This is a genomic window from Mesorhizobium sp. B2-1-1 (assembly GCF_006442975.2).
GTDB lineage: Bacteria > Pseudomonadota > Alphaproteobacteria > Rhizobiales > Rhizobiaceae > Mesorhizobium.
This window is the reverse complement of record NZ_CP083954.1, coordinates 4501455-4526357: the sequence shown is the minus strand read 5'-3', so window position 1 is coordinate 4526357 and position 24903 is coordinate 4501455. Positions and strand designations below refer to the sequence as shown.

General features: G+C 62.7%; 17 protein-coding genes. 11 read left to right on the top strand and 6 right to left on the bottom strand.

Annotation, left to right across the window (positions count from 1 at the left end; translation table 11 throughout):
* Window positions 1–4: 4 nt before the first annotated feature.
* The 4 genes from FJ972_RS22300 to FJ972_RS22285 all read right to left on the bottom strand — a co-directional run bounded on the left by FJ972_RS22300 (window position 5) and on the right by FJ972_RS22285 (window position 4236).
* Window positions 5–1147, bottom strand: a complete 1143-nt coding sequence (locus FJ972_RS22300; protein WP_140520762.1) for a DegT/DnrJ/EryC1/StrS family aminotransferase — start codon at window positions 1145–1147, stop codon at window positions 5–7.
* Between the two features lie 495 nt (window positions 1148–1642).
* Window positions 1643–2566: a carbohydrate kinase family protein gene (locus FJ972_RS22295; protein WP_140494831.1), complete on the bottom strand. Its 924-nt coding sequence runs from the start codon at window positions 2564–2566 to the stop codon at window positions 1643–1645.
* Window positions 2563–3009, bottom strand: coding sequence for an RbsD/FucU family protein (locus tag FJ972_RS22290; protein ID WP_140514913.1), 447 nt, complete (start codon window positions 3007–3009; stop codon window positions 2563–2565). Before FJ972_RS22290 ends, FJ972_RS22295 begins: the two co-directional genes overlap by 4 nt.
* On the bottom strand, window positions 3010–4236 hold the full coding sequence (locus FJ972_RS22285; RefSeq protein ID WP_140520761.1) for an ROK family transcriptional regulator: 1227 nt from the start codon (window positions 4234–4236) through the stop codon (window positions 3010–3012). It abuts the gene before it with no gap.
* A 268-nt stretch (window positions 4237–4504) separates the two neighbouring features.
* On the opposite strand from FJ972_RS22285, the gene FJ972_RS22280 reads away from it, so the two are divergent.
* The 10 genes from FJ972_RS22280 (at window position 4505) to FJ972_RS22235 (ending at window position 20700) form a co-directional block, all read left to right on the top strand.
* Complete coding sequence (locus FJ972_RS22280) at window positions 4505–5482, top strand: sugar ABC transporter substrate-binding protein (RefSeq protein WP_404927863.1); 978 nt, start codon at window positions 4505–4507, stop codon at window positions 5480–5482.
* A 156-nt stretch (window positions 5483–5638) separates the two neighbouring features.
* Window positions 5639–6700, top strand: a complete 1062-nt coding sequence (locus tag FJ972_RS22275) for an ABC transporter permease (RefSeq protein ID WP_140494823.1) — start codon at window positions 5639–5641, stop codon at window positions 6698–6700.
* The gene (locus tag FJ972_RS22270; RefSeq protein WP_140495053.1) at window positions 6697–7479 is read left to right on the top strand and encodes an ATP-binding cassette domain-containing protein; all 783 of its coding nucleotides are present in this window, start codon (window positions 6697–6699) and stop codon (window positions 7477–7479) included. Before FJ972_RS22275 ends, FJ972_RS22270 begins: the two co-directional genes overlap by 4 nt.
* Window positions 7480–7611: 132 nt before the next feature.
* A complete protein-coding gene (locus FJ972_RS22265) occupies window positions 7612–10080 on the top strand; it encodes a glycogen/starch/alpha-glucan phosphorylase (RefSeq protein ID WP_140520760.1) in 2469 nt (822 codons plus the stop codon).
* 103 nt (window positions 10081–10183) lie between these two features.
* Complete coding sequence (glgB, locus tag FJ972_RS22260) at window positions 10184–12430, top strand: 1,4-alpha-glucan branching protein GlgB (RefSeq protein WP_140520759.1); 2247 nt, start codon at window positions 10184–10186, stop codon at window positions 12428–12430.
* 3 nt (window positions 12431–12433) lie between these two features.
* Complete coding sequence (gene glgC, locus FJ972_RS22255) at window positions 12434–13699, top strand: glucose-1-phosphate adenylyltransferase (RefSeq protein ID WP_140494816.1); 1266 nt, start codon at window positions 12434–12436, stop codon at window positions 13697–13699.
* Window positions 13700–13834: 135 nt separating this feature from the next.
* Entirely contained in the window at window positions 13835–15280 is a 1446-nt protein-coding gene (gene glgA / locus FJ972_RS22250; RefSeq protein ID WP_140520758.1) for a glycogen synthase GlgA, read from the top strand.
* Between the two features lie 3 nt (window positions 15281–15283).
* Window positions 15284–16912 carry an alpha-D-glucose phosphate-specific phosphoglucomutase gene (locus tag FJ972_RS22245; RefSeq protein WP_140514918.1) on the top strand — a complete coding sequence of 543 codons (1629 nt, stop codon included), beginning with the start codon at window positions 15284–15286 and terminating at the stop codon, window positions 16910–16912.
* 157 nt (window positions 16913–17069) lie between these two features.
* Window positions 17070–19073 (top strand): glycogen debranching protein GlgX, encoded by a 2004-nt coding sequence (gene glgX, locus FJ972_RS22240; protein ID WP_140520757.1) that lies wholly within the window; start codon window positions 17070–17072, stop codon window positions 19071–19073.
* Window positions 19066–20700 carry an alpha-glucosidase family protein gene (locus tag FJ972_RS22235; protein WP_140520756.1) on the top strand — a complete coding sequence of 545 codons (1635 nt, stop codon included), beginning with the start codon at window positions 19066–19068 and terminating at the stop codon, window positions 20698–20700. The genes glgX and FJ972_RS22235 overlap by 8 nt, the downstream gene beginning before the upstream one ends.
* Before the next feature lie 20 nt (window positions 20701–20720).
* On the opposite strand, the gene FJ972_RS22230 is transcribed toward FJ972_RS22235, so the two are convergent.
* Entirely contained in the window at window positions 20721–22490 is a 1770-nt protein-coding gene (locus tag FJ972_RS22230) for a TadG family pilus assembly protein (RefSeq protein WP_140520755.1), read from the bottom strand.
* Window positions 22491–22937, bottom strand: a complete 447-nt coding sequence (locus FJ972_RS22225) for a TadE/TadG family type IV pilus assembly protein (RefSeq protein ID WP_181173466.1) — start codon at window positions 22935–22937, stop codon at window positions 22491–22493.
* A 285-nt stretch (window positions 22938–23222) separates the two neighbouring features.
* On the opposite strand from FJ972_RS22225, the gene FJ972_RS22220 reads away from it, so the two are divergent.
* Window positions 23223–24815, top strand: a complete 1593-nt coding sequence (locus FJ972_RS22220; RefSeq protein ID WP_140520754.1) for a peptide ABC transporter substrate-binding protein — start codon at window positions 23223–23225, stop codon at window positions 24813–24815.
* The last annotated feature ends 88 nt before the right edge of the window (window positions 24816–24903 follow it).

Genomic DNA, 24903 nt, shown 5'->3' with positions numbered 1-24903 from the left:
CTGGTTACTCGGCCGCGGCCTGCGCCGAGTTCGATCCGATATAGTTGCGGATCGTCTCGATGATCCGGTCCTGATCGGCTTCGCTGAGATAGGGATGCATCGGCAGGCACAGGATGCGCTTGGGCAATTGCTCGGATACGGCAAGGCCGGTCGGCGTTCTCGGATAGTCGCGATAGGCGATCTGCTCGTGCAGCGGCTTCACATAGTAGATGACCGACGGAATGCCTTTTTCGCCGAGATGAGCCTTCAGCCCGTCGCGCTTGGGCGTCTCGATGGCGTATTGCGCCCAGGCCGAGCGGCTGCCGTCCAGGTTGCGGGCTGCCGTGACGACATCAGCAAGCCCTTCGGCATAACGGTTCGCCACCATTTGCCGGGCAACCATCTCGTCCTCGAGAATGGCGAGCTTTTCGATCAGGATCGCGGCCTGCAGCGTGTCGAGCCGTGAATTGATGCCGACCCGGATGTTGTCATATTGCGTCTCGCCCTTGCCGTGGAAGGCGAAGGAGCGCAGCTTGTCGGCCAAGGCGTCGTCGTTGGTGAACATCGCTCCGCCGTCGCCGTAGCAGCCGAGCGGCTTCGCCGGATAGAAACTGGTCGAGCCGACCGTGCCTAACGACCCGCACATCTTGCCGTCCGCCGAACCGCCCATCGATTGGGCGGCATCCTCGATCACCATCAGGCCTTCTCGGTGGGCGATCGCCATGATGGCATCGTAGTCGGCGGCAAGGCCGAAGAGGTCGACCGGAATGATCGCCCTGGGCTTCAGCCGGCCTTCTTTCTTGATCATCGTGATCGCCGCCTCGAGGCTGGCGATGTCGATGTTGTAGGTCTTGGGATCGACGTCGACGAAAACCGGCTCGGCCTTGGCCAGCGCCACCACTTCCGCCGTGGCGGCAAAGGTGAAGCTCGGAACGAACACGGCATCGCCCGGGCCGATCCCGGCGGCGAACAGCGGCAAAAGCAGTGCGTCGGTGCCGTTGGCGCAGGCCACGACGTGCTTGACGCCGACATAGGCGGCGAGCTTTTTCTCGAATTCGGCTACCTGGGGACCGAGGATATAGCGGCCGTCCTCGACGACATGGTCGACCGCGGCCTTCAGCCGGTCGCGGATTCGTTCGCGCTGTGCGCCAAGATCGATGAACTGCATGTCGTCCTCAAACGATTTTAACCGGGCGGTCTGGCCTCGACCCGCTGGTACCAGAATTGCGCCTGCCGAGAAAGCCGGGCGCGCGGAGCGACAAATTGCCCGGTCGTGGCAGTCTGTTACCGCATTTTTCGGTGTCGGTCAGCCGGACGCCGGAAATCCGGGATTCGTGCGGCGCAATTACGGCCTTATAACCCCAGAGTCGACCCTGCTAAACATAAAGTGATCGGCCGGCTCAATCCATGTTGGGCCTTACCACGGCCCGAACTTGGGTCAGCCAAGGCCTGAGAACGGCCAGTCCGCAGTGCGGCAACTATCCGAAGATAGGAATTTTTTCTTGACGGGGTGAAGGCAACTGTGCTACATATCTGCCTATGGTGCTGAGTTGCGCCAAGGACCCGCCGCACAGGCGGGTTTTCTTTACTGCCTCATCAACAGCGCGCCGGCGAAGGTTCCAAGGAACCTGTTAATTTGGATTCGTTTCCTCTGGCGCGCCACTCAGGCGATCTCATGGCGCCAGGGCGGATTGGCGCCGGCCCGCGATACCGTCACCGCCGCCGCTTTGGCGCCGAGTGTCAGGGCCGCACGGATGGCGTCCTCGGAAAGGCCTGAAATCGCCGCTTTCGTTAGCCGGCCCTGCTCATGCAGCGAGGCGAGGATGCCGGCATTGAACGTATCACCGGCGCCGACCGTATCGACCACCTCGACTTTTCGCGGCGTTACGCTGACCGTGTGGTCCCTGGTGTAGCCGACGGCGCCTTCGCTGCCATGGGTGACGACGATCAGCTTGGGTCCGCGGTCGAGCCAGTTGCGCACGACGTCCTCGTGCGAGCCGGCTTCGTCGAACCAGTGAAGATCTTCATCCGAGAGTTTCACGATATCGGCCATCGCCATCATCTCGCGGATACGCTTCAGATGCTTTGCCTTGTCCGGGATGAAGTTCGGCCGGATGTTGGGGTCGAGCATCATGACGCGACGACCATGCTCGCGCTTCATCAATTCCTCGTAGGCGGCCCCCGCCGGGTCCGAAATAAGGCTGATGGCGCCGAACAGCATGGCCTCGATCTCCGGACCAAGTTGCGGCAGATCCTCGCCGGTCAGCATGCGCCCGGCGGTGTTCTCGTCGTAGAAAGTGTAGGTTGCCTGGCCATCGTTCAGCCGCACGAAGGCGAGCGTCGTCGGCCGGGGCGAAGTGTGCGCATAGGTGGAACTGACCTTGCTCGCCCCGAGCGCTTCGCGGAGCTGGCCGCCGAACAGGTCCGACGACAGGCCCGAGAAGAAGCTGGCAGGAGCGCCCAGCCGGCCGAGCGCAATGGCGGTGTTGAACACCGCGCCGCCGACATAGGGTGCGAAGGCCCGTTCTCCCTCCGTCGTCGTGCGCGGCAGCATATCGATCAGGGCCTCGCCGCAGCAAAGGATCATTGTCTTGTCGTCTCCGGCGGATGGATCACGCCCTTGCGGATGATGATGTTGGCGTAGAGCCTGGGTTCGCTGGTCGCGACGATGGCGTGCGCGGCCCTGACGCGTGCATAGAAGTCGGCACCGGCCAGCGCAACCACCTTGCGCCCGGGCGCGCGTTTTGCACACAGCACTTCGATTTCATGATGCACGGGATCGGCGAGCGAGGGGTCGCCCTTGGCCGAGGCGCGAAACAGCGCCTCCGGCACGACGTCATCGACGGGCAGCACGCTCAATATGGCGTCCAGCACCGGAATGAGATGGTGGCCGTCGGCCCGCACCAGCCGCTTTGCCTGCTCTTCGGCCGGGTAGTTTCCATCGACCAGGGCGATTTCGTCGCCATGCCCCATCGCACGCAGGATCGCCAGAAGCTCCGGACCGAGCAGCGCCGGAATTCCGATCAGCATTCAGATGCTCCTGGAAATCGTGGTCGAACCGATCAGGAAGCGCTCGGATAGTGGCAGGCTGGCGCCCCCGAGAGCGCGCGCGTGAATACCGACGGTGCCTTCGCGGACGTTTGGCAGTTTCAATCCCTCGGCATCGACCGTGTCGATGGTTGCGATGACGGCGTCGACCAGCCTGCGGCGCACCTGCGTCGGCATCCAGCCGTCGATCACCGCCGCCTCGAAGTCGATGACGGACGATGCCGCGACGATGGCATAGGCGAGCGCCCGCGAGGCGTTTGTAATCCAGTCGTCGAGCTCGGCGCCGATCTCGCCCCAGTCCTCGGGCGACGTCCACAGATGCGAAGCCTCGACGCCACGTGCATTGAGCGCTTTTTCGAGCATGGCGATCGAAGCCACGTCGATCAATTGGGTCGGCTTTCCCTCCGGTCCGGGCACCGGCATGGAGCCCAGCGCGCCGGCGTTGCCGGTCGGGCCGCCAAAGAGCCGCCCGTTGAGGACGATGCCGCCGCCGGCAAAGGCGCCGATATAGAAATAGACGAAATCACGCGGGGCGCCTGCCTGGCCGAAGACCAGTTCCGCGCCGCAGGCCGAAGTGGCGTCGTTCTGCAGATAGACCGGAAAATCGCATTGCGCCTGGATGTCGGCGCGGATATCGCGATGGCGCCATTCGTCCATGACGTCGCGCGGCGCGCCGGCGGTATCGGCCCAGTTCCAGAGCTCGAACGGCATGGCGATGCCGAGTCCCGCTATGCGTTTGTCCTGCGCGGGCGAAAGCTCGCCACGCATCTTCTTCATGCCTGATGTGACGAATTCCACCGTCTCGCGCGGGGCAGGGTAGCGGTAGGAATGCTGCAGCATCGAACGTACATTGCCGAGGAAATCGATCAGCACGAGTTCGGCGCTGCGGCGGCCGATCTTCAGGCCGATGAAGAACGCGCCTTCGGGATTGAGCGCCATGGGGATGGAGGGCTGGCCGATCTTGCCGCGCAGCGGCGCCTGCCGCAGCAGCAAGCTTTCCTCCTCGAGCTCGCGCATGATCACGGAGACGGTTTGCGCCGACAGTCCGGTCATGCGGGCGATGTCGGACTTCGCCAGGCTGCCATGCTGGCGCACCAGCGACAGCACCAGCCGCTCATTGTGGTCCCGCATGCCGCTCTGGTTGGTACCACGGTGAATAAGGCTCTCATTCGCCTCGGGCGAACCATGCCTGGCAGTGGCCGTCTCCACCCCTGTTCCTCCCGTCATTTCCCCTCGAGGCTTTTGGAACAGAATGTGCGAACGGCGCAAGGCTGTCAATAATAAATAAGAGTGATTTAATTATTGACAGAGAGATTGGTCTGGTGTCATTTGAGGCAGGCATCCCACCGGGAGAGGTTGCTTGGATGCCGTACGGATGCCGGTTGGCCGGCATCCGGAATGTTCCACTGGGAGGAAAATCGTGACCAATACAAAACTGTTGAAGTCCACCGTTTTTGCGGCGGCCGCTCTGGGCCTGATGGCATTCGCCTCGTCCGCATCCGCGGCCGGTGTCGGCGCCTGCCTGATCACCAAGACCGACACCAATCCCTTCTTTGTCAAGATGAAGGAGGGTGCGACCGCCAAGGCCAAGGAGCTTGGTGTCGACCTCAAGACTTATGCCGGCAAGATCGACGGCGACAGCGAAAGCCAGGTCGCGGCGATCGAGAGCTGCATCGCCGACGGCGCCAAGGGCATCCTCATTACCGCGTCCGACACCAAGGGCATCGTGCCGACCGTGAAGAAGGCGCGTGACGCCGGCCTGCTGGTGATCGCGCTCGACACGCCGCTCGATCCGATCGACGCCGCCGACGCGACCTTTGCCACCGACAATTTGGAGGCCGGCAAGCTGATCGGCGCCTGGGCCGCCGCGACGCTCGGCGACAAGGCCAAGGACGCCAAGATCGGCTTTCTCGACCTGACCCCCTCGCAACCGACCGTGGACGTGCTGCGCGACCAGGGCTTCATGATGGGCTACGGCATCGACGTGAAGGATCCTAACAAGATCGGCGACGAGGATGACGCGCGCATCGTCGGCCATGACGTCACCAACGGCAATGAGGAGGGCGGCCGCAAGGCGATGGAGAACCTTCTGCAGAAGGACAACACCATCAACGTCATCCACACCATCAACGAGCCGGCCGCGGTCGGCGCCTATCAGGCGCTCAAGGCCGTCGGCCTGGAAAGCCAGGTGCTGATCGTCTCCGTTGATGGCGGCTGCCCCGGCGTGAAGTCGGTGGCCGAAGGCGTCATCGGCGCGACATCGCAGCAATATCCGCTGCAGATGGCGGCGCTCGGCATCGAGGCCATCGCCAACTTCGCCAAGGACGGCACCAAGCCGAAGCCGACCGAAGGCAAGAACTTCTTCGACACCGGCGTCAATCTGGTGACCGACAAGCCGGCCAATGGCGTGAAGTCCATCGACACCAAGGAAGGCCTCGCCAAGTGCTGGGGCTGATGCCGGTCTGACTGGCAACGAAAAACGGAGCGGCCGGACTTGATCCCCGGCCGCTTCGGGTGGACGATGGTCGCGTGACCGCGAACAATCCCGGCAGGAGACCGGAAAGGCGTGGACGGGTGTCGCCGCGTGGCTGATACCCTACGGGGAGGAAACATGTCTCAAGCTCAGGAATTCGAGAAGGTTCTCTCAGGCAGCGACACGAGCGTTGCCGCGTTTGACGAGCATAAATCGGCGGTCAGACGCATCCAGCATTTTCTGCATTCGACGCCAGCCGCGGTGCCGCTGATCGTTCTGGTCCTGGCGATCATCGTGTTCGGCCTCACCATTGGCGGGCGTTTCTTCTCGTCCTACACGCTGACGCTGATCCTGCAGCAGATCGCCATCGTCGGCATTTTGGGTGCCGCCCAGACCCTGGTCATCCTCACCGCCGGCATCGACCTTTCGATTGGCGTCATCATGGTGATTTCGGCCGTGATCATGGGCAATTGCGCCGTCAGCTACGGCCTGCCGAGCGTCCTTGCCGTAGCGATCGGACTTGCCGCGGGTGCTGCCTGCGGGCTGCTCAACGGGGTGCTTGTCGCCTACATGAAACTGCCGCCATTCATCGTGACACTCGGCACCTGGAACATCGTCATGGCGACGAACTTCATTTATTCGGCCAATGAGACGATCCGCGACACCGACGTCGACGTTCAGGCGCCGCTGCTGCATCTGTTCGCGCTCAGCTTCAAGGTCGGCACCGCTGTGCTGACGGCCGGCGTGATTGCGATGGTCGCGCTCGTGCTGCTCCTTTGGTACGTGCTCAATCACACGGCATGGGGCCGCCATGTCTACGCCGTCGGCGACGACCAGGAGGCGGCGAAACTGTCGGGTATCCAGACCAAGAAGGTGCTCATGACGGTCTATACCCTGGCCGGGCTGATCGCCGCTTTCGCCGCCTGGGTCTCCATCGGCCGCAATGGGTCGATCTCGCCGTCGGCCGCCGTGACCGACTACAATCTGCAGGCGATCACCGCCACGGTGATCGGCGGTATTTCTCTTTTCGGCGGCCGCGGCTCGATCCTTGGCACGCTGTTCGGCGCGATGATCGTCGGTGTCGTCTCCATGGGCCTCAACATGCTGGGTGCCGATCCGCAATGGAAGGTGCTGCTCACCGGCGTGCTGATCATCGGCGCCGTGGCGGTCGATCAATGGATCAGAAAGGTTTCGGCATGACCCAGGACCCTATCCTCACCGCTCGTGGACTGGTCAAGCGCTACGGCCGCGTCACCGCCTTGGACAATGCCGATTTCGACCTCTACCCCGGCGAAATCCTCGCTGTTATCGGTGACAACGGCGCCGGCAAGTCGTCGCTCATCAAGGCGATTTCAGGCGCTGTGGTGCCCGATGAAGGCGAAATCCGGCTTGAGGGCAAACCGGTCGCCTTCAAGTCGCCCATGGAGGCTCGCGAAGCCGGCATCGAGACCGTCTACCAGAACCTGGCGCTGTCCCCGGCGCTGTCGATCGCCGACAACATGTTTCTCGGCCGCGAGATCCGCAAGCCCGGCTTTGTCGGCCAATGGCTTCGCATGCTCGACCGTCCGGCGATGGAAAAGCGCGCCCGCGACAAGCTGACTGAACTCGGCCTGATGACCATCCAGAACATCAGCCAGGCGGTGGAGACGCTGTCGGGCGGCCAGCGCCAGGGCGTGGCAGTGGCGCGCGCCGCCGCTTTCGGCTCCAAGATGGTCATCATGGACGAGCCGACGGCAGCACTTGGCGTCAAGGAAAGCCGCCGCGTGCTGGAACTCATCCTCGACGTGAAGAAGCGCGGCCTGCCGATCGTGCTGATCTCGCACAACATGCCGCATGTCTTCGAAGTGGCAGACCGCATCCACATCCATCGGCTGGGTCGTCGGCTGTGCGTCATCGATCCCAAACAACATACAATGTCCGATGCCGTCGCCTTCATGACCGGGGCAAAGACGCCGCCGGAGGCGGCGCTGGCGGCCTGAACTGCCAAATTGCCGCTGGGTAAGTCACCTCCGGCTTATTTAAATCGATTGAACGTTTGCTGCAATGCGGTAGCATGGGCTGGGATGAATGATGAAAGCCGGTATGATCGTGGCAACCGCACGAGAGGCAGCATGACACGCACGATGACATCCGATCCCCTCCCGCCACTGCTTGAAAATCCCGACCCTAAGACGCTCGCAAGAGAAGTCTTGATGGCCCTCAAATACAGGGTCGGCAAGGACACCACCGTCGCCACCCAGTACGATTGGCTGACCGCCTCGATCAAGGTCGTGCGCGACCGCATCGTCGATCGCTGGATGCAGGCGACGAAAGAGGCCTACGCCCAGCAGGAAAAGCGCGTCTATTACCTCTCGCTGGAGTTCCTCATCGGCCGCCTGATGCGTGACGCCTTCTCCAATCTCGGCCTGATGGAGAACATGCGCGAGGCGTTGTCGTCGCTGGGTGTGGAACTCGACCTCATCGCCACGCTTGAGCCGGATGCAGCACTTGGCAATGGCGGCCTCGGCCGGCTCGCCGCCTGCTTCATGGAAAGCATGGCCACCGTCGATATTCCCGCGCATGGCTACGGTATCCGCTACGCCAACGGCATGTTCCGCCAGGAGATCCATGACGGCTGGCAGGTGGAATTGCCCGAGACCTGGCTCGATCACGGCAATCCCTGGGAGTTCGAACGCCGCGAACGGTCGTTCGAGGTCGGGTTCGGCGGCTCGGTGGAATCGGTCACCACCAGGGATGGCCGGCTGGAACGCCATGTCTGGAAGCCGACCGAGCATGTGCTGGCCGTCGCCTACGACACACCCGTCGTCGGCTGGCGGGGGAACCGCGTCAACACCTTGCGGCTTTGGTCGGGCATGCCGGTCGATCCGATCCTGCTCGACAAGTTCAATGCTGGCGACCACATCGGCGCACTCGCCGAAAGCAACAAGGCCGACGCGTTGTCGCGCGTGCTCTATCCCGCCGATTCCCACATGGCAGGGCAGGAACTCAGGCTGCGGCAGGAATATTTTTTCTCCACCGCCTCTTTGCAGGACATCGTGCAGCGGCATCTCAGCCAATATGGCGACCTGAAGTCGCTGCCCGACAAGGCGGCAATCCACCTCAACGACACCCATCCGGCGATCGCCGTGCCGGAGCTGATGCGCCTCCTGATGGACGTCCACGGTATGGATTTCGACCAGGCCTGGGACACCACCAAACGCACCTTCGGCTATACCAACCACACGCTGCTGCCGGAGGCGCTGGAAAGCTGGCCGGTGCCGCTGTTCGAGCGGCTTTTGCCGCGCCATATGCAGATCGTCTACGCCATCAATGCGCAGGTGCTGCTCGAGGCGCGCGCCACCAATCAGTTCTCCGGCGAGCAGATCAGCCGCATCTCGCTGATCCAGGAGAATGGCGACCGCCGTGTGCGCATGGGCAATCTCGCCTTCGTCGGCTCGCATTCGATCAACGGCGTCTCGGCGCTGCATACCGAGCTGATGAAGGAAACGGTGTTCGCCGACCTGCACACACTCTACCCCGACCGCATCAACAACAAGACCAACGGCATCACGCCGCGGCGCTGGCTGATCCAGTGCAACCCAGGTCTGACCGCACTCGCCCGCGAGGCGATCGGCGACCGCTTCCTGGATGATATCGAGGCCATCAAGGGGCTCGATGCCTTTGCCGACGATACCGCTTTCCGCGAAAAATTCGCCGGCGTGAAGCGGCAGAACAAGGTGAAGTTGGCCAATCTCGTCGCCGACCGGCTCGGCATCCGGCTTGATCCCTCGGCGCTGTTCGACATCCAGGTCAAGCGCATCCACGAATACAAGCGCCAACTCCTGAACATCCTCGAGGCGGTCGCGCTCTACGACCAGATCCGCTCGCATCCGGAGCGCGACTGGATGCCGCGCGTGAAATTCTTCGGCGGCAAGGCGGCGCCCAGCTACCACAATGCCAAGCTGATCATCAAACTGGCCAACGACGTTGCCAGGGTCATCAACCGCGATCCGGCCGTTCGCGGCTTGCTCAAGGTGGTGTTCGTGCCGAACTACAATGTCAGCCTCGCCGAGATCATGATGCCGGCCGCCGACCTTTCCGAGCAGATCTCGACCGCCGGCATGGAGGCTTCGGGCACCGGCAACATGAAGTTCGCGCTGAACGGCGCGCTGACCATTGGCACGCTCGACGGCGCCAATGTCGAAATCAAGGAGTGCGTCGGCGACGACAACATCTTCATCTTCGGCCTGACCACGGCGGAGGTCGCCGAGCGCCGCAACAATGGCTACGATCCGCGTGGCGTCATCAAGGCATCGCCCGAACTGTCGCAGGCGCTCGCGGCCGTTTCATCGGGCGTCTTTTCGCCCGATGATCCCAACCGCTACCGCGATCTCATCAATGGTCTCTACGACAGCGACTGGTTCATGGTCGCGGCGGATTTCGACGCCTATGCCGCTTGCCAACGAGACGTCGACGCCGTCTGGCGCAACAGTCCGGACTGGTACGCCAAGGCAATCCGCAACGTCGCGCGCGTCGGCTGGTTCTCTTCCGATCGCACGATCCGCCAATACGCGAAAGACATCTGGAACGTACCTGCCTGATGTGATTGCATGAGGCCACGAACGATGTAGTCCGGGTGTGAGTTCGAACGCCGAATTTATACCTTAAAACAAACATTTGGTGCCCGGGGAGGGACACTGCCCGATGAGGAAACCGCGCGCGACCGCTGCGACAAGCGGGCCGGACGGATCGGCCCCGGCCAGCGATGTCGCGGCGATTGTCGCCGGCACGCACGGCAATCCGTTTGCGGTCCTCGGCGTCCATGAGGTGGGCAAGAACCTGTTTGCCCGCTGTTTCGTTCCGCATGCGGAGTTCGTCACCGCCTATAAGCTGACCGGCATGATTGCTGGTGAACTGTCCAGGCGTGACGATGGCGGCTTTTTCGAAGGCAAGCTGTCGATCAAGAAGCGCCAGCCATTGCGCTATCACGCCAGGAATGCCGGGGGCGACTGGTGGTTGACGGATCCCTATTCTTTCGGCCCGGTGCTCGGTCCGATGGACGATTACTACATTGCCGAGGGCTCGCATCTGAGGCTGTTCGACAAGCTCGGCGCGCATGTCATCGAGCACGAAGGCGCCACCGGCGTGCATTTCGCCGTCTGGGCCCCCAATGCAAGGCGCGTCTCGGTGGTCGGCGATTTCAACGACTGGGACGGCCGCCGCCATTCGATGCGCGACCGCCGCGACACCGGCATCTGGGAGGTATTCATCCCCGATATCGGCGCCGGCAGGCCCTACAAGTACGAGATCATCGGCCCCGATGGCGTAAGATTGCCGCTGAAGGCCGATCCGTTTGCCTTCAAGTCCGAACTGCGCCCGGCGACCGCGTCGGTGACCGCTGCGTCGCCCGCCCATCAATGGGGCGACGAGGCGCATCGCAGTTTCTGGCGCAATGCCGATCCGCGGCGCGAGGCCATCTCCATCTACGAGGTCCATGCCGGCTCCTGGCAGCTTCGCGACGATGGAACGTTTCTGTCATGGGATGAACTGGCCGACCGGCTGATCCCCTATGTCGTCGAGACCGGCTTCACCCACATCGAGTTCATGCCGATCTCCGAACATCCCTATGATCCCTCCTGGGGCTACCAGACGACAGGCCTCTATGCGCCATCGGCCCGCTTTGGCGACCCGGCCGGCTTTGCCCGCTTTGTCGACGGCGCCCACCGTGCCGGCGTCGGCGTCATCCTCGACTGGGTGCCGGCGCATTTTCCGGTCGACGAGCACGGCCTTGTCCATTTCGACGGCACTGCGCTCTACGAGCATGCCGATCCGCGCCAGGGCTTTCATCCCGACTGGAACACCGCGATCTACAATTTCGGCCGCCGCGAGGTGGTGTCGTTCCTGGTCAACAACGCGTTGTTCTGGGCCGAGAAATACCATGTCGACGGTCTGCGCGTCGACGCGGTCGCCTCGATGCTCTACCTCGATTATTCGCGCAAGGCAGGCGAATGGATCCCCAACGAGAAGGGCGGCCGCGAGAACCTCGAGGCGGTCAGCTTCCTGCAAAAGATGAACAAGGAGCTCTACGGCCATCATCCGGGCGTCATGACCATCGCCGAGGAATCGACCTCGTGGCCGAAGGTCTCGGCGCCGGTCCATGAAGGCGGGCTGGGCTTCGGCTTCAAGTGGAACATGGGCTTCATGCACGACACGCTGGAGTATTTCTCCAAGGAGCCGATCTTCCGCAAACACCACCACAACGACCTTACCTTCGGCCTAGTCTATGCCTTCTCGGAGAATTTCGTGCTGCCGCTCTCGCATGACGAGGTCGTGCACGGCAAAGGCACGCTGCTTGGCAAGATGGCCGGCGACGACTGGCAGAAATTCGCGACATTGCGCGCCTACTACGCTTTCATGTGGGGCTACCCCGGCAAGAAGCTGCTGTTCATGGGCCAGGAGTTCGCGCAGCGCCGCGAATGGAGCGAGGCGCGCGCGCTCGACTGGAATCTTCTCGATTTCCGCTCGCATCGCGGTGTCTGGCAGGTGGTGCGCGACCTCAACTATCTCTACCGCTCGCGACCGGCGCTGCACGGCCGCGACTGCGAGCCGGAAGGCTTTTCCTGGCTGATCGTCGACGACAGCCAGAATTCCGTCTTCGCCTGGCTGCGCAGCGCGCCGGGAGGCAATCCGGTCGCGATCATCTCCAATTTCACGCCGGTGCCGCGCGACAACTACCGCGTGCCGCTGCCGAAAGCCGGCACATGGCGCGAGATCATCAACACGGACGCTTCCGAATATGGCGGATCCGGCAAGGGCAATGGCGGCGCCGTCGAAGCGCGGGCGGAGGAAGGGGGCATCTCCGCAACGATGCTCTTGCCGCCGCTGTCGACGATCATGCTTGAACTGGTCGCGGAACAAGCCATGTCGAGACCGGGTAACTTGGGAGGGTAGAAAATGGCAAACTCGAAACGAACCCAGCCGCTGGCCCGCGACGCCATGGCCTATGTGCTGGCCGGCGGGCGCGGCAGCCGCCTCAAGGAACTGACCGACCGGCGCGCCAAGCCGGCGGTCTATTTCGGCGGCAAGACGCGCATCATCGATTTCGCGCTCTCCAACGCCCTCAACTCCGGCATCCGCCGCCTTGGCGTTGCAACCCAATACAAGGCGCATTCGCTGATCCGCCATTTGCAGCGCGGCTGGAACTTCCTGCGGCCCGAACGAAACGAAAGCTTCGATATCCTGCCGGCCAGCCAGCGCGTGTCGGAAACCCAGTGGTATGAAGGCACGGCCGACGCGGTCTACCAGAACATCGACATCATCGAGGCCTATGGCCCCGAATACATGGTCATCCTCGCCGGCGATCACATCTACAAGATGGACTACGAGCTGATGCTGCGCCAGCATGTCGACGCCGGCGCCGATGTCACCGTCGGCTGCCTCGAAGTGCCGCGCATGGAGGCCACGGGCTTCGGCGTAATGCATGTCGATGCCAAGGACAACATCATCGCCTTCGTCGAAAAGCCGGCCGACCCTCCCGGCATTCCAGACAAACCGGAGTTTGCCCTGGCCTCGATGGGCATCTACGTGTTCAAGACCAAGTTCCTGATGGAGCAGCTGCGCCGCGATGCGGCCGAGCCCGGTTCAAGCCGCGACTTCGGCAAGGACATCATCCCCTATATCGTCGAGCACGGTAAGGCGATCGCCCACCGCTTCGCCAAGTCCTGCGTGCGCTCGACCGCGGAAAATGAGGCCTACTGGCGCGATGTCGGCACCGTCGATGCCTATTGGGAAGCCAATATCGACCTGACCGACGTGACGCCCGAACTCGACCTCTACGATCGCGACTGGCCGATCTGGACCTATGCCGAGTTGAAGCCGCCGGCGAAGTTCGTGCATGACGAGGATGGACGGCGCGGTTCGGCCGTGTCCTCGCTTGTGTCGGGCGACTGCATCGTCTCGGGCGCGACGCTCAGGAAAAGCCTGATCTTCACCGGCGCGCGCATCAATTCCTACTCGACGCTGGAAGAGGTCGTCATGCTGCCCGACGTTCATGTCGGCCGGAACGCAACGTTGAAGCGCGTCGTCATCGACCACGGTGTAAGGATACCGGAAGGGCTGGTGGTCGGTGAGGATCCCGTGCTCGACGCCAAGCGCTTCCGCGTTTCGGAAAAGGGCATCTGCCTGATCACGCAGGACATGATCAACAAGTTGTCAACCTGATCAGTTTGATCAACAAGTTGTCAATCCGATCGGGTTGATCAACAAGCTGTCACTTTAGGGTGGTTTGTGCATGTCCTTGCCCCAGAACCGCTGCACGGTTTGGGCTACATGCACCAGGAGCGGTTCGGTAAGCGCATGCAGGTTCTGTCGGTCACGCCCGAGATCTTTCCGCTGATCAAGACCGGCGGGCTTGCCGATGTGACCGGCGCGCTGCCCGTCGCGCTGGCCGCCAAAGGCGTGACCATGCGCACGCTTATTCCCGGTTTTCCCATGGTGATGGACGCCTTCAAGAAAAAAAAGTCTGTCTACAAGTATCCGCTGCTGCAGGGCGGCAAGGCTTCGGTCCATTCTGTCCAGCTTGCCGGGCTCGATCTTTTCGTGCTCGATGCGCCGCATCTGTTCGATCGTCACGGCGGTCCTTATGGCAATGCCGCGGGTGCCGATTGGCCGGACAATTGGCGCCGTTTCGCAGCGCTCAGCCAGGCCGGCGCCGACATCGCCGGCGGTGCCATCTCCGGTTACATGCCCGATATCGTGCATGCCCATGACTGGCAGTCGGCGATGACGCTGGCCTATATGCGCTATGGCAAAGCGGTCGGCACGCCGTCGATGATGACTGTCCACAACCTCGCCTTCCAGGGGCAGTTCGGCGCCGGCATCTTCGGCGAACTCGGACTGCCGACGGCGGCGATGGCGCTTGACGGCGTGGAATATTATGGCGGCGTCGGCTTCCTCAAGGCCGGCCTGCAGGCTGCCTGGGCAATCACCACCGTCAGCCCGACCTATGCGCAAGAAATCCGCTCGCCGGAATTCGGCATGGGTCTCGACGGCCTGATCAACATGCGCTCCAGCGATCTCTATGGCATCGTCAACGGCATCGACACCGCCATCTGGAACCCGGAGACCGACAAGCATCTGGTGTCGAACTATACAGCCGCCTCGCTCAAGGCGCGCGCGCCCAACAGGGCCGCTGTCGAGGGCCGTTTCGGCCTCGATCGCGACGGTAGCCCGATCGTCTGCGTCGTCAGCCGCCTGACCTGGCAGAAGGGCATGGACATACTGGCGACGGCGGTCGACGGCATCGTTGCGACGGGCGCGCGGTTGGCTATTCTGGGTTCGGGCGATGCCGGCCTCGAAGGCGCGCTGCTCGCCGCCGCCGCACGCCACCGCGGCCGTATAGGCGTCGTCGTGGGGTATGACGAAGGCCTGTCTCACGTCATGCAGGGCGGCTGCGACGCCATCGTTATCCCGTCGCGCTTCGAGCCTTGTGGACTGACGCAGCTTTATGGCCTGCGCTATGGCTGCGTGCCGGTGGTCGCCCGCACCGGGGGGCTCGCCGACACCATCATCGACGCCAACGAGGCGGCGATTGCCGCCGGCGTGGCGACCGGGTTCCAGTTCGCGCCCAGCGACGGCGGCGCGCTGCTTCATGCCATCCGCCGCCTGGCCGAGGCCCATGCCAGCCCCGCGATCTTCGAGGCCATCCAGCGCCAGGGCATGAAGACCGACCTGTCCTGGGACCGAAGCGCTGACAAATACGTTGAACTCTATCGCCTGCTGCTTTCGAAAAGGGTTGCTTGAAGCATGATACGCACCGTTCCCACCAAACCCTATTCCGACCAGAAGCCCGGCACTTCGGGGCTGCGCAAGAAGGTGCCTGTATTCCAGCAGGAGCACTATGCCGAGAACTTCATCCAGTCGATCTTCGACGCGCTGGACGGGTTCAAGGGCGAGACCCTGGTGATCGGCGGCGACGGCCGCTTCTACAATCGCGAGGTCATCCAGAAGGCCATCGCCATGGCCGCCGCCAACGGGTTTGGCAAGGTGATGGTCGGGCAGGGCGGCATCTTGTCGACGCCGGCCGCTTCGCATGTCATCCGCAAATACAAGACGTTCGGCGGCATCATCCTGTCGGCCAGCCACAATCCGGGCGGCCCGCACGAGGATTTCGGCATCAAGTACAATGCTGGCAATGGCGGCCCGGCGCCGGAAAAGCTGACCGATGCGATCTTCGCCAGGACCAAGGCGATCTCCAGCTTCAAGACCGTCGACATCGATCCGATCGACATCGACGCGATCGGCACGGTCAAGGCCGCCGGCATGACGGTCGAGATCATCGATCCGGTCGTCGACTATGCCGAGCTGATGGAAAGCCTGTTCGATTTCGACGCGCTGCGCAAACTGTTCAAGTCGGGCTTTCGCATGCGCTTCGACGCCATGCACGCGGTGACCGGCCCCTACGCCAAGGAGATCCTCGAACACCGGCTTGGCGCGCCCGACGGCACCTGCCGCAACTTCAAGCCGCTGCCGGATTTCGGCGGCCACCATCCGGATCCGAACCTGGTCCATGCCAAACATCTCTATGACGAGATGATGGGACCGGACGCCCCGGATTTTGGTGCCGCTTCCGACGGTGACGGCGACCGCAATTTGATCATCGGCAAGGGCATTTTCGTCACCCCGTCGGATTCTGTCGCCATGCTCGCCGCCAACGCCCGCCTGGCGCCGGGCTACAAGGAAGGCCTGAAGGGCATTGCGCGCTCGATGCCGACCAGTGGGGCCGCCGACCGCGTCGCCGAAAAACTCGGCATTGGCATGTATGAGACGCCGACCGGCTGGAAATTCTTCGGCAATTTGCTCGACGCCGGCATGGCGACGATCTGCGGCGAGGAAAGTGCGGGCACCGGCTCCAACCATGTGCGCGAGAAGGACGGCCTGTGGGCCGTGCTTTTGTGGCTCAACATCCTCGCCGCGCGCGGCGAGAGCTGTAAGCAGATCGTCACCGAGCACTGGGCGACCTACGGCCGAAACTATTATTCGCGCCATGATTACGAGGAAGTCGAGAGCGGGCGCGCCAATGCGCTGGTCGATGAACTGCGCGCAAAGCTTGGCTCGCTGCCGGGCACCAGCGTGCGCGGCCTGAAGATCGCCAATGCCGACGACTTCACCTATCACGATCCGGTCGACGGTTCGGTGAGCGAGCATCAAGGCATCAGGGTGCTGTTCGAAGGCGGCTCGCGCGTCGTCTTCCGGCTTTCCGGCACGGGCACCTCGGGCGCCACCTTGCGCGTCTACATCGAGCGCTACGAGCCGGACAAGGCCAGGCACGATCTCGATACGCAGAAGGCGCTCGCCGATCTGATCGCAGCAGCGGATGACATCGCGGGAATCAGGAGCCATACCGGCCGCGACAAGCCGAGCGTGATTACTTGAGCGTGGCGGTGGCTTCACCCTCCCCCTTGTGGGGAGGGTCGATCCGCGTAGCGGGTCGGGGTGGGGGTGCTCGTAGAGGGCTTTGCCGGCGTCACCCCCCACCCCGCTCACTTCGTTCGCGACCCTTCCGACAAGGGGGAGGGTGGAGGACGCGCCGATGACCTCACTAGGCGCCACCATCACCCCCGACGGCATCCGCTTTGCCGCCTGGTCCTCGTCGGCGCGCCGCCTCTGGGTGTCGATCTTCGATGAGCAGGGTGAGCGCGAACTCGACAGGCTGGAGCTGAAACCGGAAGGCGACAGCGTGCATGCCCTCTTCGTCTCCGGCCTCGGCGAGGGCACCCGCTACGGCTTTCGCGCCGATGGCGATTACGCGCCCGAGCGCGGATTTTGGTTCGACCCCGACAAGCTGCTGACCGATCCCTACGCCGTCGAGATCGATCGGCCCTACGCCTATCACTGGCGTCTCGCCGCGCGGCGCAACGAAGGTGCCGACACCGCGCCGCTGATGCCCAAGGCGGTGGCGAAAGCCTTGCTCACGGCTGTGCCTGTGCCGCCGCCGCTGTTCCGTCCGGGCGGCCTGATCTACGAAGTGCCGGTGCGCGCCTTCACCAAGCTGCATCCGGATGTGCCGGAAAAACAGCGCGGCACGACCGCCGCGCTTGCTCATCCGGCTATTGTCGAGCACCTGCGAAGGCTCGGCGTCTCCGCCGTCGAGCTGATGCCGGTGACGGCATCGATCGACGAGCGGCATCTGCCGCCGCTCGGGTTGAGCAACGCCTGGGGTTATAACCCTGTCACCTTCATGGCACTAGACCCGCGCCTGGCCCCTGGCGGCCTGGCCGAATTGCGCGATACCGTTGCCGCGCTGCGTGCGGCCGGCATCGGCACCATTCTCGACCTTGTCTTCAACCACACGGGCGAAAGTGACAGGCTCGGTCCGACATTGTCGCTGCGCGGCCTCGACAATCAGGCTTATTACCGGCACCGGCCGGATGGCAGGCTGGTCAATGATACTGGTACCGGCAACACGGTCGCCGGCGATCACCCGGCGGTGCGGGAAATGGTGCTCGACACGCTTCGCCATTTTGTCCGCCATGCCTGCGTCGACGGTTTTCGTTTCGACCTGGCGCCGGTGCTGGGGCGCGTCAACGGCACATTCGAAGCGCAAGCGCCGTTGCTGGAGGCGATGCGCGAGGATGCGCTGTTGGCCGGCCGTGTGTTGATCGCCGAGCCCTGGGACATCGGTCTCGATGGCTATCAGCTCGGCAACTTCCCCTCCCGCTTCCTGGAATGGAACGATCGTTATCGCGACGATGCCAGGCGCTTCTGGCGCGGCGATGCCGGCATGGTTGGTACGCTGGCGACACGACTTGCCGGTTCGTCCGATATTTTCGGCAGGGGCGGCCAGCCCGCCAGCCGCACGGTGAATTTCATCGCGGCCCATGACGGCATGACGCTGGCCGACATCGTTGCTTATGAGGAGAAGCATAACGAGGCCAATGGTGAGCAAAATCGCGATGGCCACAACGAGAACCTGTCCTGGAACAACGGCGTCGAGGGCGCGACGGACGACGCGGCAATCGCGAAGGCGCGCTTCAGCGACCAGTGTGCGCTGCTCGCCACGCTGTTCGCCTCGCGCGGCACGATCATGCTGACGGCCGGCGACGAATTCGGCCGCAGCCAGCAAGGCAATAACAACGCTTATGCGCAGGACAACAACATCACCTGGCTCGACTGGAAGGGGCGTGACCAGGCGCTGGAAGGCTACGCGCGTGCACTGGCCGCCTTGCGCCGCGCGGTGCCGGCGCTCTCTAATACAGATTTCCTCACCGGCCAGCCGCTGGCCGGGTCGGACACTGCCGACGTCGCCTGGCTCACCGAGACGGGGGCGCTGCTCGGCGAGGCGGAGTGGAACGATCCCGCCCGGCATCGCCTCGTCATGCTGCTCGGCGGCGTGGATGGCCGGCTTGCCGTCATGGTCAATGGCGATCGCCGCCAATGCATCTTCACATTGCCCGCGCGAGACGGATTCCGATGGCATCCCGCCATCGAAGCGCAAGCAGTTGATCTTTCTCGCGCGCTGCCGGGCCGCAGCGTGAATTTCATGATCGAGCGCAGGACGGAAGGGCCCAGACAGGGAAAGGGTCGTGATGACTGACGACAATGCCGAGCGAGCGGCCGACTGGTGGCGCGGTTGCGTCATTTACCAGGTCTACCCGCGTTCCTTCCAGGACACGACCGGCGACGGCAGCGGCGATCTCGCCGGCATCACATCAAGGCTCGCCCACATTGCCTCGCTCGGCGCGGATGCCGTCTGGCTGTCGCCTTTCTTCAAGTCGCCGATGGCCGATATGGGCTACGACGTGTCGGATTATTGCGACGTGGATCCGATGTTCGGCACGTTGGAGGATTTCGATACACTGGTTGCCGAAGCGCACCGGCTTGGCCTGAAAATCATCATCGACCAGGTGCTGTCGCACTCCTCCGACAGGCACGAATGGTTCGTCGAAAGCCGCGCCAGCCGCGACAATCCAAAGGCCGACTGGTATGTGTGGGCCGAGGCCAGGCCCGATGGCGGCGCGCCCAACAACTGGCTGTCGGTCTTCGGCGGCCCCTCGTGGGAATGGGATGCGACCCGCCGGCAGTACTATCTGCACAATTTCCTCGCTTCGCAGCCGGATCTCAACTTTCACAACCCGGAGGTCCAGGACGCGCTTCTGGATACAGTGCGGTTCTGGTTGGAGCGCGGCGTCGACGGCTTCCGGCTGGACACCGTCAACTACTACGTCCACGACCGCTGGCTGCGCAGCAACCCGCCCTTGGCGTCGAGCGTTGCAGGCACCAACACCGAGATCAACACCTACCTCTACCAGGAGCACCTGTTCGACAAGACGCAGCCGGAAAATCTAGCGTTCCTGCGGCGCTTTCGGGCGCTGCTCGACGAGTACGGGGATCGCGCCGCCGTCGGCGAAATCGGTGATGAGGGGCGCTCCCTACAGACGCTGGCCGCCTACACCTCCGGCGGCGACAAGCTGCGGATGTGCTACACCTTCGATCTGCTTGGCCCGCAATTTTCGGCGCCGCATGTGCGCGGCTGTGTCGAGGCTTTCGAAAACGCTGTCGTAGATGGCTGGGTCTGCTGGGCGTTTTCCAACCATGACGTCATGCGTCATGTCAGCCGCTGGACGCGGCCGGGCGGCGATCCTGACGTGGTGGCCAAATTCTCGATCATGCTGCTCTCTTGCCTGCGTGGCTCGATCTGCCTCTACCAGGGCGAGGAACTCGGTTTGCCGGAGGCGGAACTTGCCTATGAGGACCTGCGCGATCCGGTAGGCATCCGCTTCTGGCCCGGTGTGAAGGGAAGGGATGGCTGCCGCACGCCCATGGTCTGGGAGTCCGGCGCCGATAATGCGGGCTTCTCCACCGGTAAACCCTGGCTGCCGGTGCCGGAAAGCCATCGCGCTCGCGCGGTCGATGTACAGAGCGGCGATGAGCAATCGGTACTTTCCGCCTACCGTTCGGCACTCGCTTTGCGCAAGCGGCATCCGGCGCTGGTCGGCGGTTCGATCCGCTTTCTCGACGCCGAAGGCGACGTGCTGGCCTTTGTCCGCGAGCATGGCGATGAGAGGCTGCTTTGTGCCTTCAATTTCGCCGGGGAACCGGCCAATTGGCCGCTGCCGCAAGACTTAGGAGCGGTTGCGAAACTTGGCGGCGATGCCTCGCTCGCCGGAGAAGCCGTGCTTTTGCTGCCGACACTCGGATGCTTTCTTGGACACCTTGCCTAGATCAGCGCGTGCCGGCCATCTTACTGGACAAGCACGGCACGTCCGCACGTTGCGCCGGTGACCCGGACGTCGGCTTCACCGAGACGCACGCCAAGAGCTCCGAGCAGATTGGTAAGCAACGTGTCGACCGGAGCTGTTACGCTGTTCAGAAGTGCCACCACTGGCGGGCTTACGGTTGCGATCAGCGTGTTCAGATTCAGCAGCGGCAGACCGAGTAAATTCGCCGTCAGCGACAAATCGCTGACCAGCGACGTAGTCAACGACTGGGTAAAATTTTGGGTGTAAGCGGTCCTTATCGTCTTGGCATCGATATCGGCCTTGTTGAAAGTCAACGTCGTTGGCGTGTTGTTGGCCATGTCGAACGCCGCTGAGCCCACCACCGACAGCACCGGGATGATCAGAAGTTTCACGCTCGCGATTTCCGTGTTGGAAAACGTCTCCTTGTTGGTGACATCGGCAAAGCCGGCGCTGCTGCTGTCGCCGAGATGCCCTTCGACGATACCGGGACGGGTGGCGATGGTCACCTTGATGCTGCTGGGGCCTGTCGGACAACTTATGTCGGTGAGCTTGGCCTCGGCATAGGCGACTTCGACATGCAGAGGCAGACTGAACGACACCAGGGTGATACCGCCTCCGACATTGCTGTTGCCGGCTCCGATCTTCACCACCAGCTTGATACGGGTCTGGGCCGTCCGCACAATGGTGCCGACTTCGCCAACCTTCAGCCATGGCGAGGATTGCGGCGGTTCGCCGAAGGCGATGGCGAGCGTGCTCGACAGCACCCCCGGTATGCCGGTGCTGAGACCGAGGTCGATCTGCTTCGAACCGTTTGCCAGTTCGGCGGCGGCCATCAGCATTCCCATCGCGCTGGCGTCAACGCCAAGGCCGGCTGGCCTCTGCCCGAGGCCAAGTCTGCCGAGGGGGCCGAGGTCGATGAGATGGCTGAGCGGAATCTTGACCGTGTTGGTCGATTTGCTTGCCATGGTTTGCAAGGCGACCTTGGCCGTGTTGCCGAGCCCGGGAACATTGGCCATGGCGGTGGCGATCTGGCCGACTGTAGCCTCTGAGGCCAGAACGTCCGAATAGGTCACGCCCGTCAGGTTCAATTGCACCGCCAGGGCGTCGACGAAGGAAAGCACGCTGACATCGGCGGAGATCAATCCGTTGTAGTCCATGACGCTGAGCGAGATGTTGCCGCCTAGGAGGCCGCCGAGAAGCGCGTTGAGGATGGGGCTGTTGCTGGTATTGACGCTGAGCAACCTCGATCCGACCGAGAAAGTGGCCTGTGGCGTCATGCTGGCGGTGGCTTCTGTGCCAATGATGGGCGTTGGGATCAGCGAGCTTGCGAAATAGCGGTTGGGGATCTTGCGCAGGGTCACATGAACCGCGTTGTAAGGGGTTACGCCTGCTTGGAACCGTTGATCCACATTGACCGAGGATGCCCCTGCATATCGGCCCCGCGTGACCGTCACGACGGTTTTGCCCACCGCCGCGGGAATGGTTTTACCCGAGCCCTGAACGACGACACCTGGCATCCCGTTGTCGGTGAGCGTGGTCAAGACCGCGGTCTGGACGTTGTTGATGTTCGAAGCCGCGGTGATCGCCGCCAGGTCGACCATCGCCTGTGCTTCTCGGCGCTCGGTGTAAATGGAGGCCTCGTCGATCGCCACCGCTGCCAGCGCCAGCGCGACCGGCGCGCTCAACGCCGCCATCACCGTGAAATTCGCTCGCCGGTCACCAAGCATCAGGCGTGCAAGCCTGCCGACCTTCAAGTGCGCGCAGAGCAGCATTCAGATGCCCCCGACCCTGATCGTTGATTGGCGTTTGATCGTTGTACCCGGCATGGCTATGCCCGGAAAGAGATTCCAGATCGGCAGGTTTCGGGCATCGTACTGGATCGACACCACGAACTGATTGCCGTCCGCCGTGCTGTCATTGGCCCGATAAGTCAGCTTGCTGGCGTCGACGAAGGGATATCCACCGGCATTATTGGCGAGAAACGAGGCCACGAGCGTCTGCCGCTCGGTCTGGTTCAGCCCCGAGATGGCCGTCCGGGCGGCGTCCGCCGCGATCTGCTGTATTGAATTGGCCGCGCCGAAATAGATACCGTATGCAACCATTCCGAGCAGGAGAAGGATGAATATCGGTGATAGCAGAGCGAACTCAACCGCCGAAATTGCCGAAGTGTCTGTCTGGAATCGGCGCCCCTGGACCTGGCGAATGAGGTTCTGAACCATGCCGCCGAGCATGCCAAAGTTCGCATGCAAAAAGCGAAAACTCTAGGCGCAACCTGGAAGTGTGTATGATTGAAAAGCTACGCTAATTTAGCCGCGGCTTCTTTGATTCCTGGCTATTGACTTAGGGTCAATCAGTACTCGGTTGAAAAGAGCTTGCCGCCTGTCTAGTCTTCTGCCACCAGCCGACGGAGGGAACCGGCGGCGCGCTCAAAGGGGCCAGACATCGGTCCCGGGGCGTCAACACGCAAAGGCGCGCCGTTGGCAGCGCCGACAGGGAGAAACTTCATGCTGAAAAACATGCTGAAGGCGACGGCATTCGCCACAACCATGGCGCTGGCCGCCGGAACATTCTACACGCCGGCCTTTGCCGAGGTCGTCTACAACAGAGGCACTGCTGCCGAATCCGAGTCGGTTGATCCGCATAAGACCTCGACGGTTTATGAAGCCAACGTCTTGCGCGACCTGTTCCAAGGTCTGGTGATGCAGGACGAGAAGGCCAACGTCATCCCCGGCGCCGCCGAGAGCTGGACGGTGTCGGATGACGGTACCGTTTACACCTTCAAGCTCAGGAAGGACGGCCAGTGGTCCGACGGCAGCCCGGTGACGGCCGAAGACTTCGTCTTCGCTTTCCGCCGCCTCGAAGACCCGGCGACGGCCGCCGAATATGCCTCGATGCTCTATCCCGTCAAGAACGCCGAGGAAGTCAACACCAAGAAGGGCAAGCCCGAGGACATGGGCGTCAAGGCCATCGACGCGACCACCCTTGAAGTGACGCTGAAGGCGCCGACGCCATATTTCCTCGAAATGCTGACCCACCAGGCGACCTATCCGGTCAACAAGGCGTCCATGGACAAGCTCGGCGCCGACTGGATCAAGCCGGGCAATCTCGTTTCCAACGGCCCCTATACGCTGGCCGAGTGGGTTCCCAACGATCATATGAAACTGGTCAAGAATCCGAAATTCTGGGATGCCGGAAGCGTCAAGATCGACGTCGTCAACTACATCCCGACAGAGGATCGCTCCTCGGCGATGAAGCGCTTCGAGGCCGGCGAACTCGACAGCTACGACGATCTACCGACCGAGCAGCTCGCCGACCTCAAGGCCAAGTTCGGTGATCAGATCAAGGTGGGGCCGTATCTCGGCACCTATTACTACGCGATCAAGACCGACAAGAAGCCCTGGGACAATGTCGAGCTGCGCAATGCCATCTCGATGGCCATCGACCGCGATTTCATTGCCGAAAAGGTCTGGCAGAATTCAATGCTGCCAGGCTATTCGATGGTCCCTCCGGGCATCGAGGGCTACACGCCGGCGATGGCCAAATATGCCGACATGTCGCAGATCGACCGCGAGGACGCAGCCAAGAAGATACTCGAGAAACTCGGTTACACGCCGGAGCATCCGCTGAAGATGGAGATCCGATACAACACCTCGGAGAACCACAAGAATACCGCGGTCGCCATCCAGGAACAGCTGAAGCCGCTCGGCGTCGACGTCACGCTGCTCAACACCGACACCAAGACCCACTACTCCTTCCTCGAGCAGAGGGGTGACTACGACGTTGCGCGCGCCGCCTGGATTGCCGACTACAAGGATCCCGAAACCTTCCTGGGCATCTCGCGCAAGGCCAGCGGCAACAACTATTCGGTCTATGACAGCCCGCAATATGAGGCTGCCATGGACAAGGCGGCCGCCGCCGGCGGCAAGCCGGAAGAGCGCATGAAGGAACTCGCCGCCGCCGAACGTGTCCTCGTCGACGACGTCGGCCAGATCCCGCTTCTCTACTATAGCTACCACGATATTGTTTCCCCGAAGCTGCACGGCTTCGTCGACAACGTCATGGACGTGCATCCGTCCCGCTTCATCTCCAAGGATTGAAAACCTTGATCGAACCGCCGCCCGTTCAGGACGGCGGCTCGATCTGTCGTCGCATGGGGCCCGAAAGTCGAAATCGATTTTCGCAGGC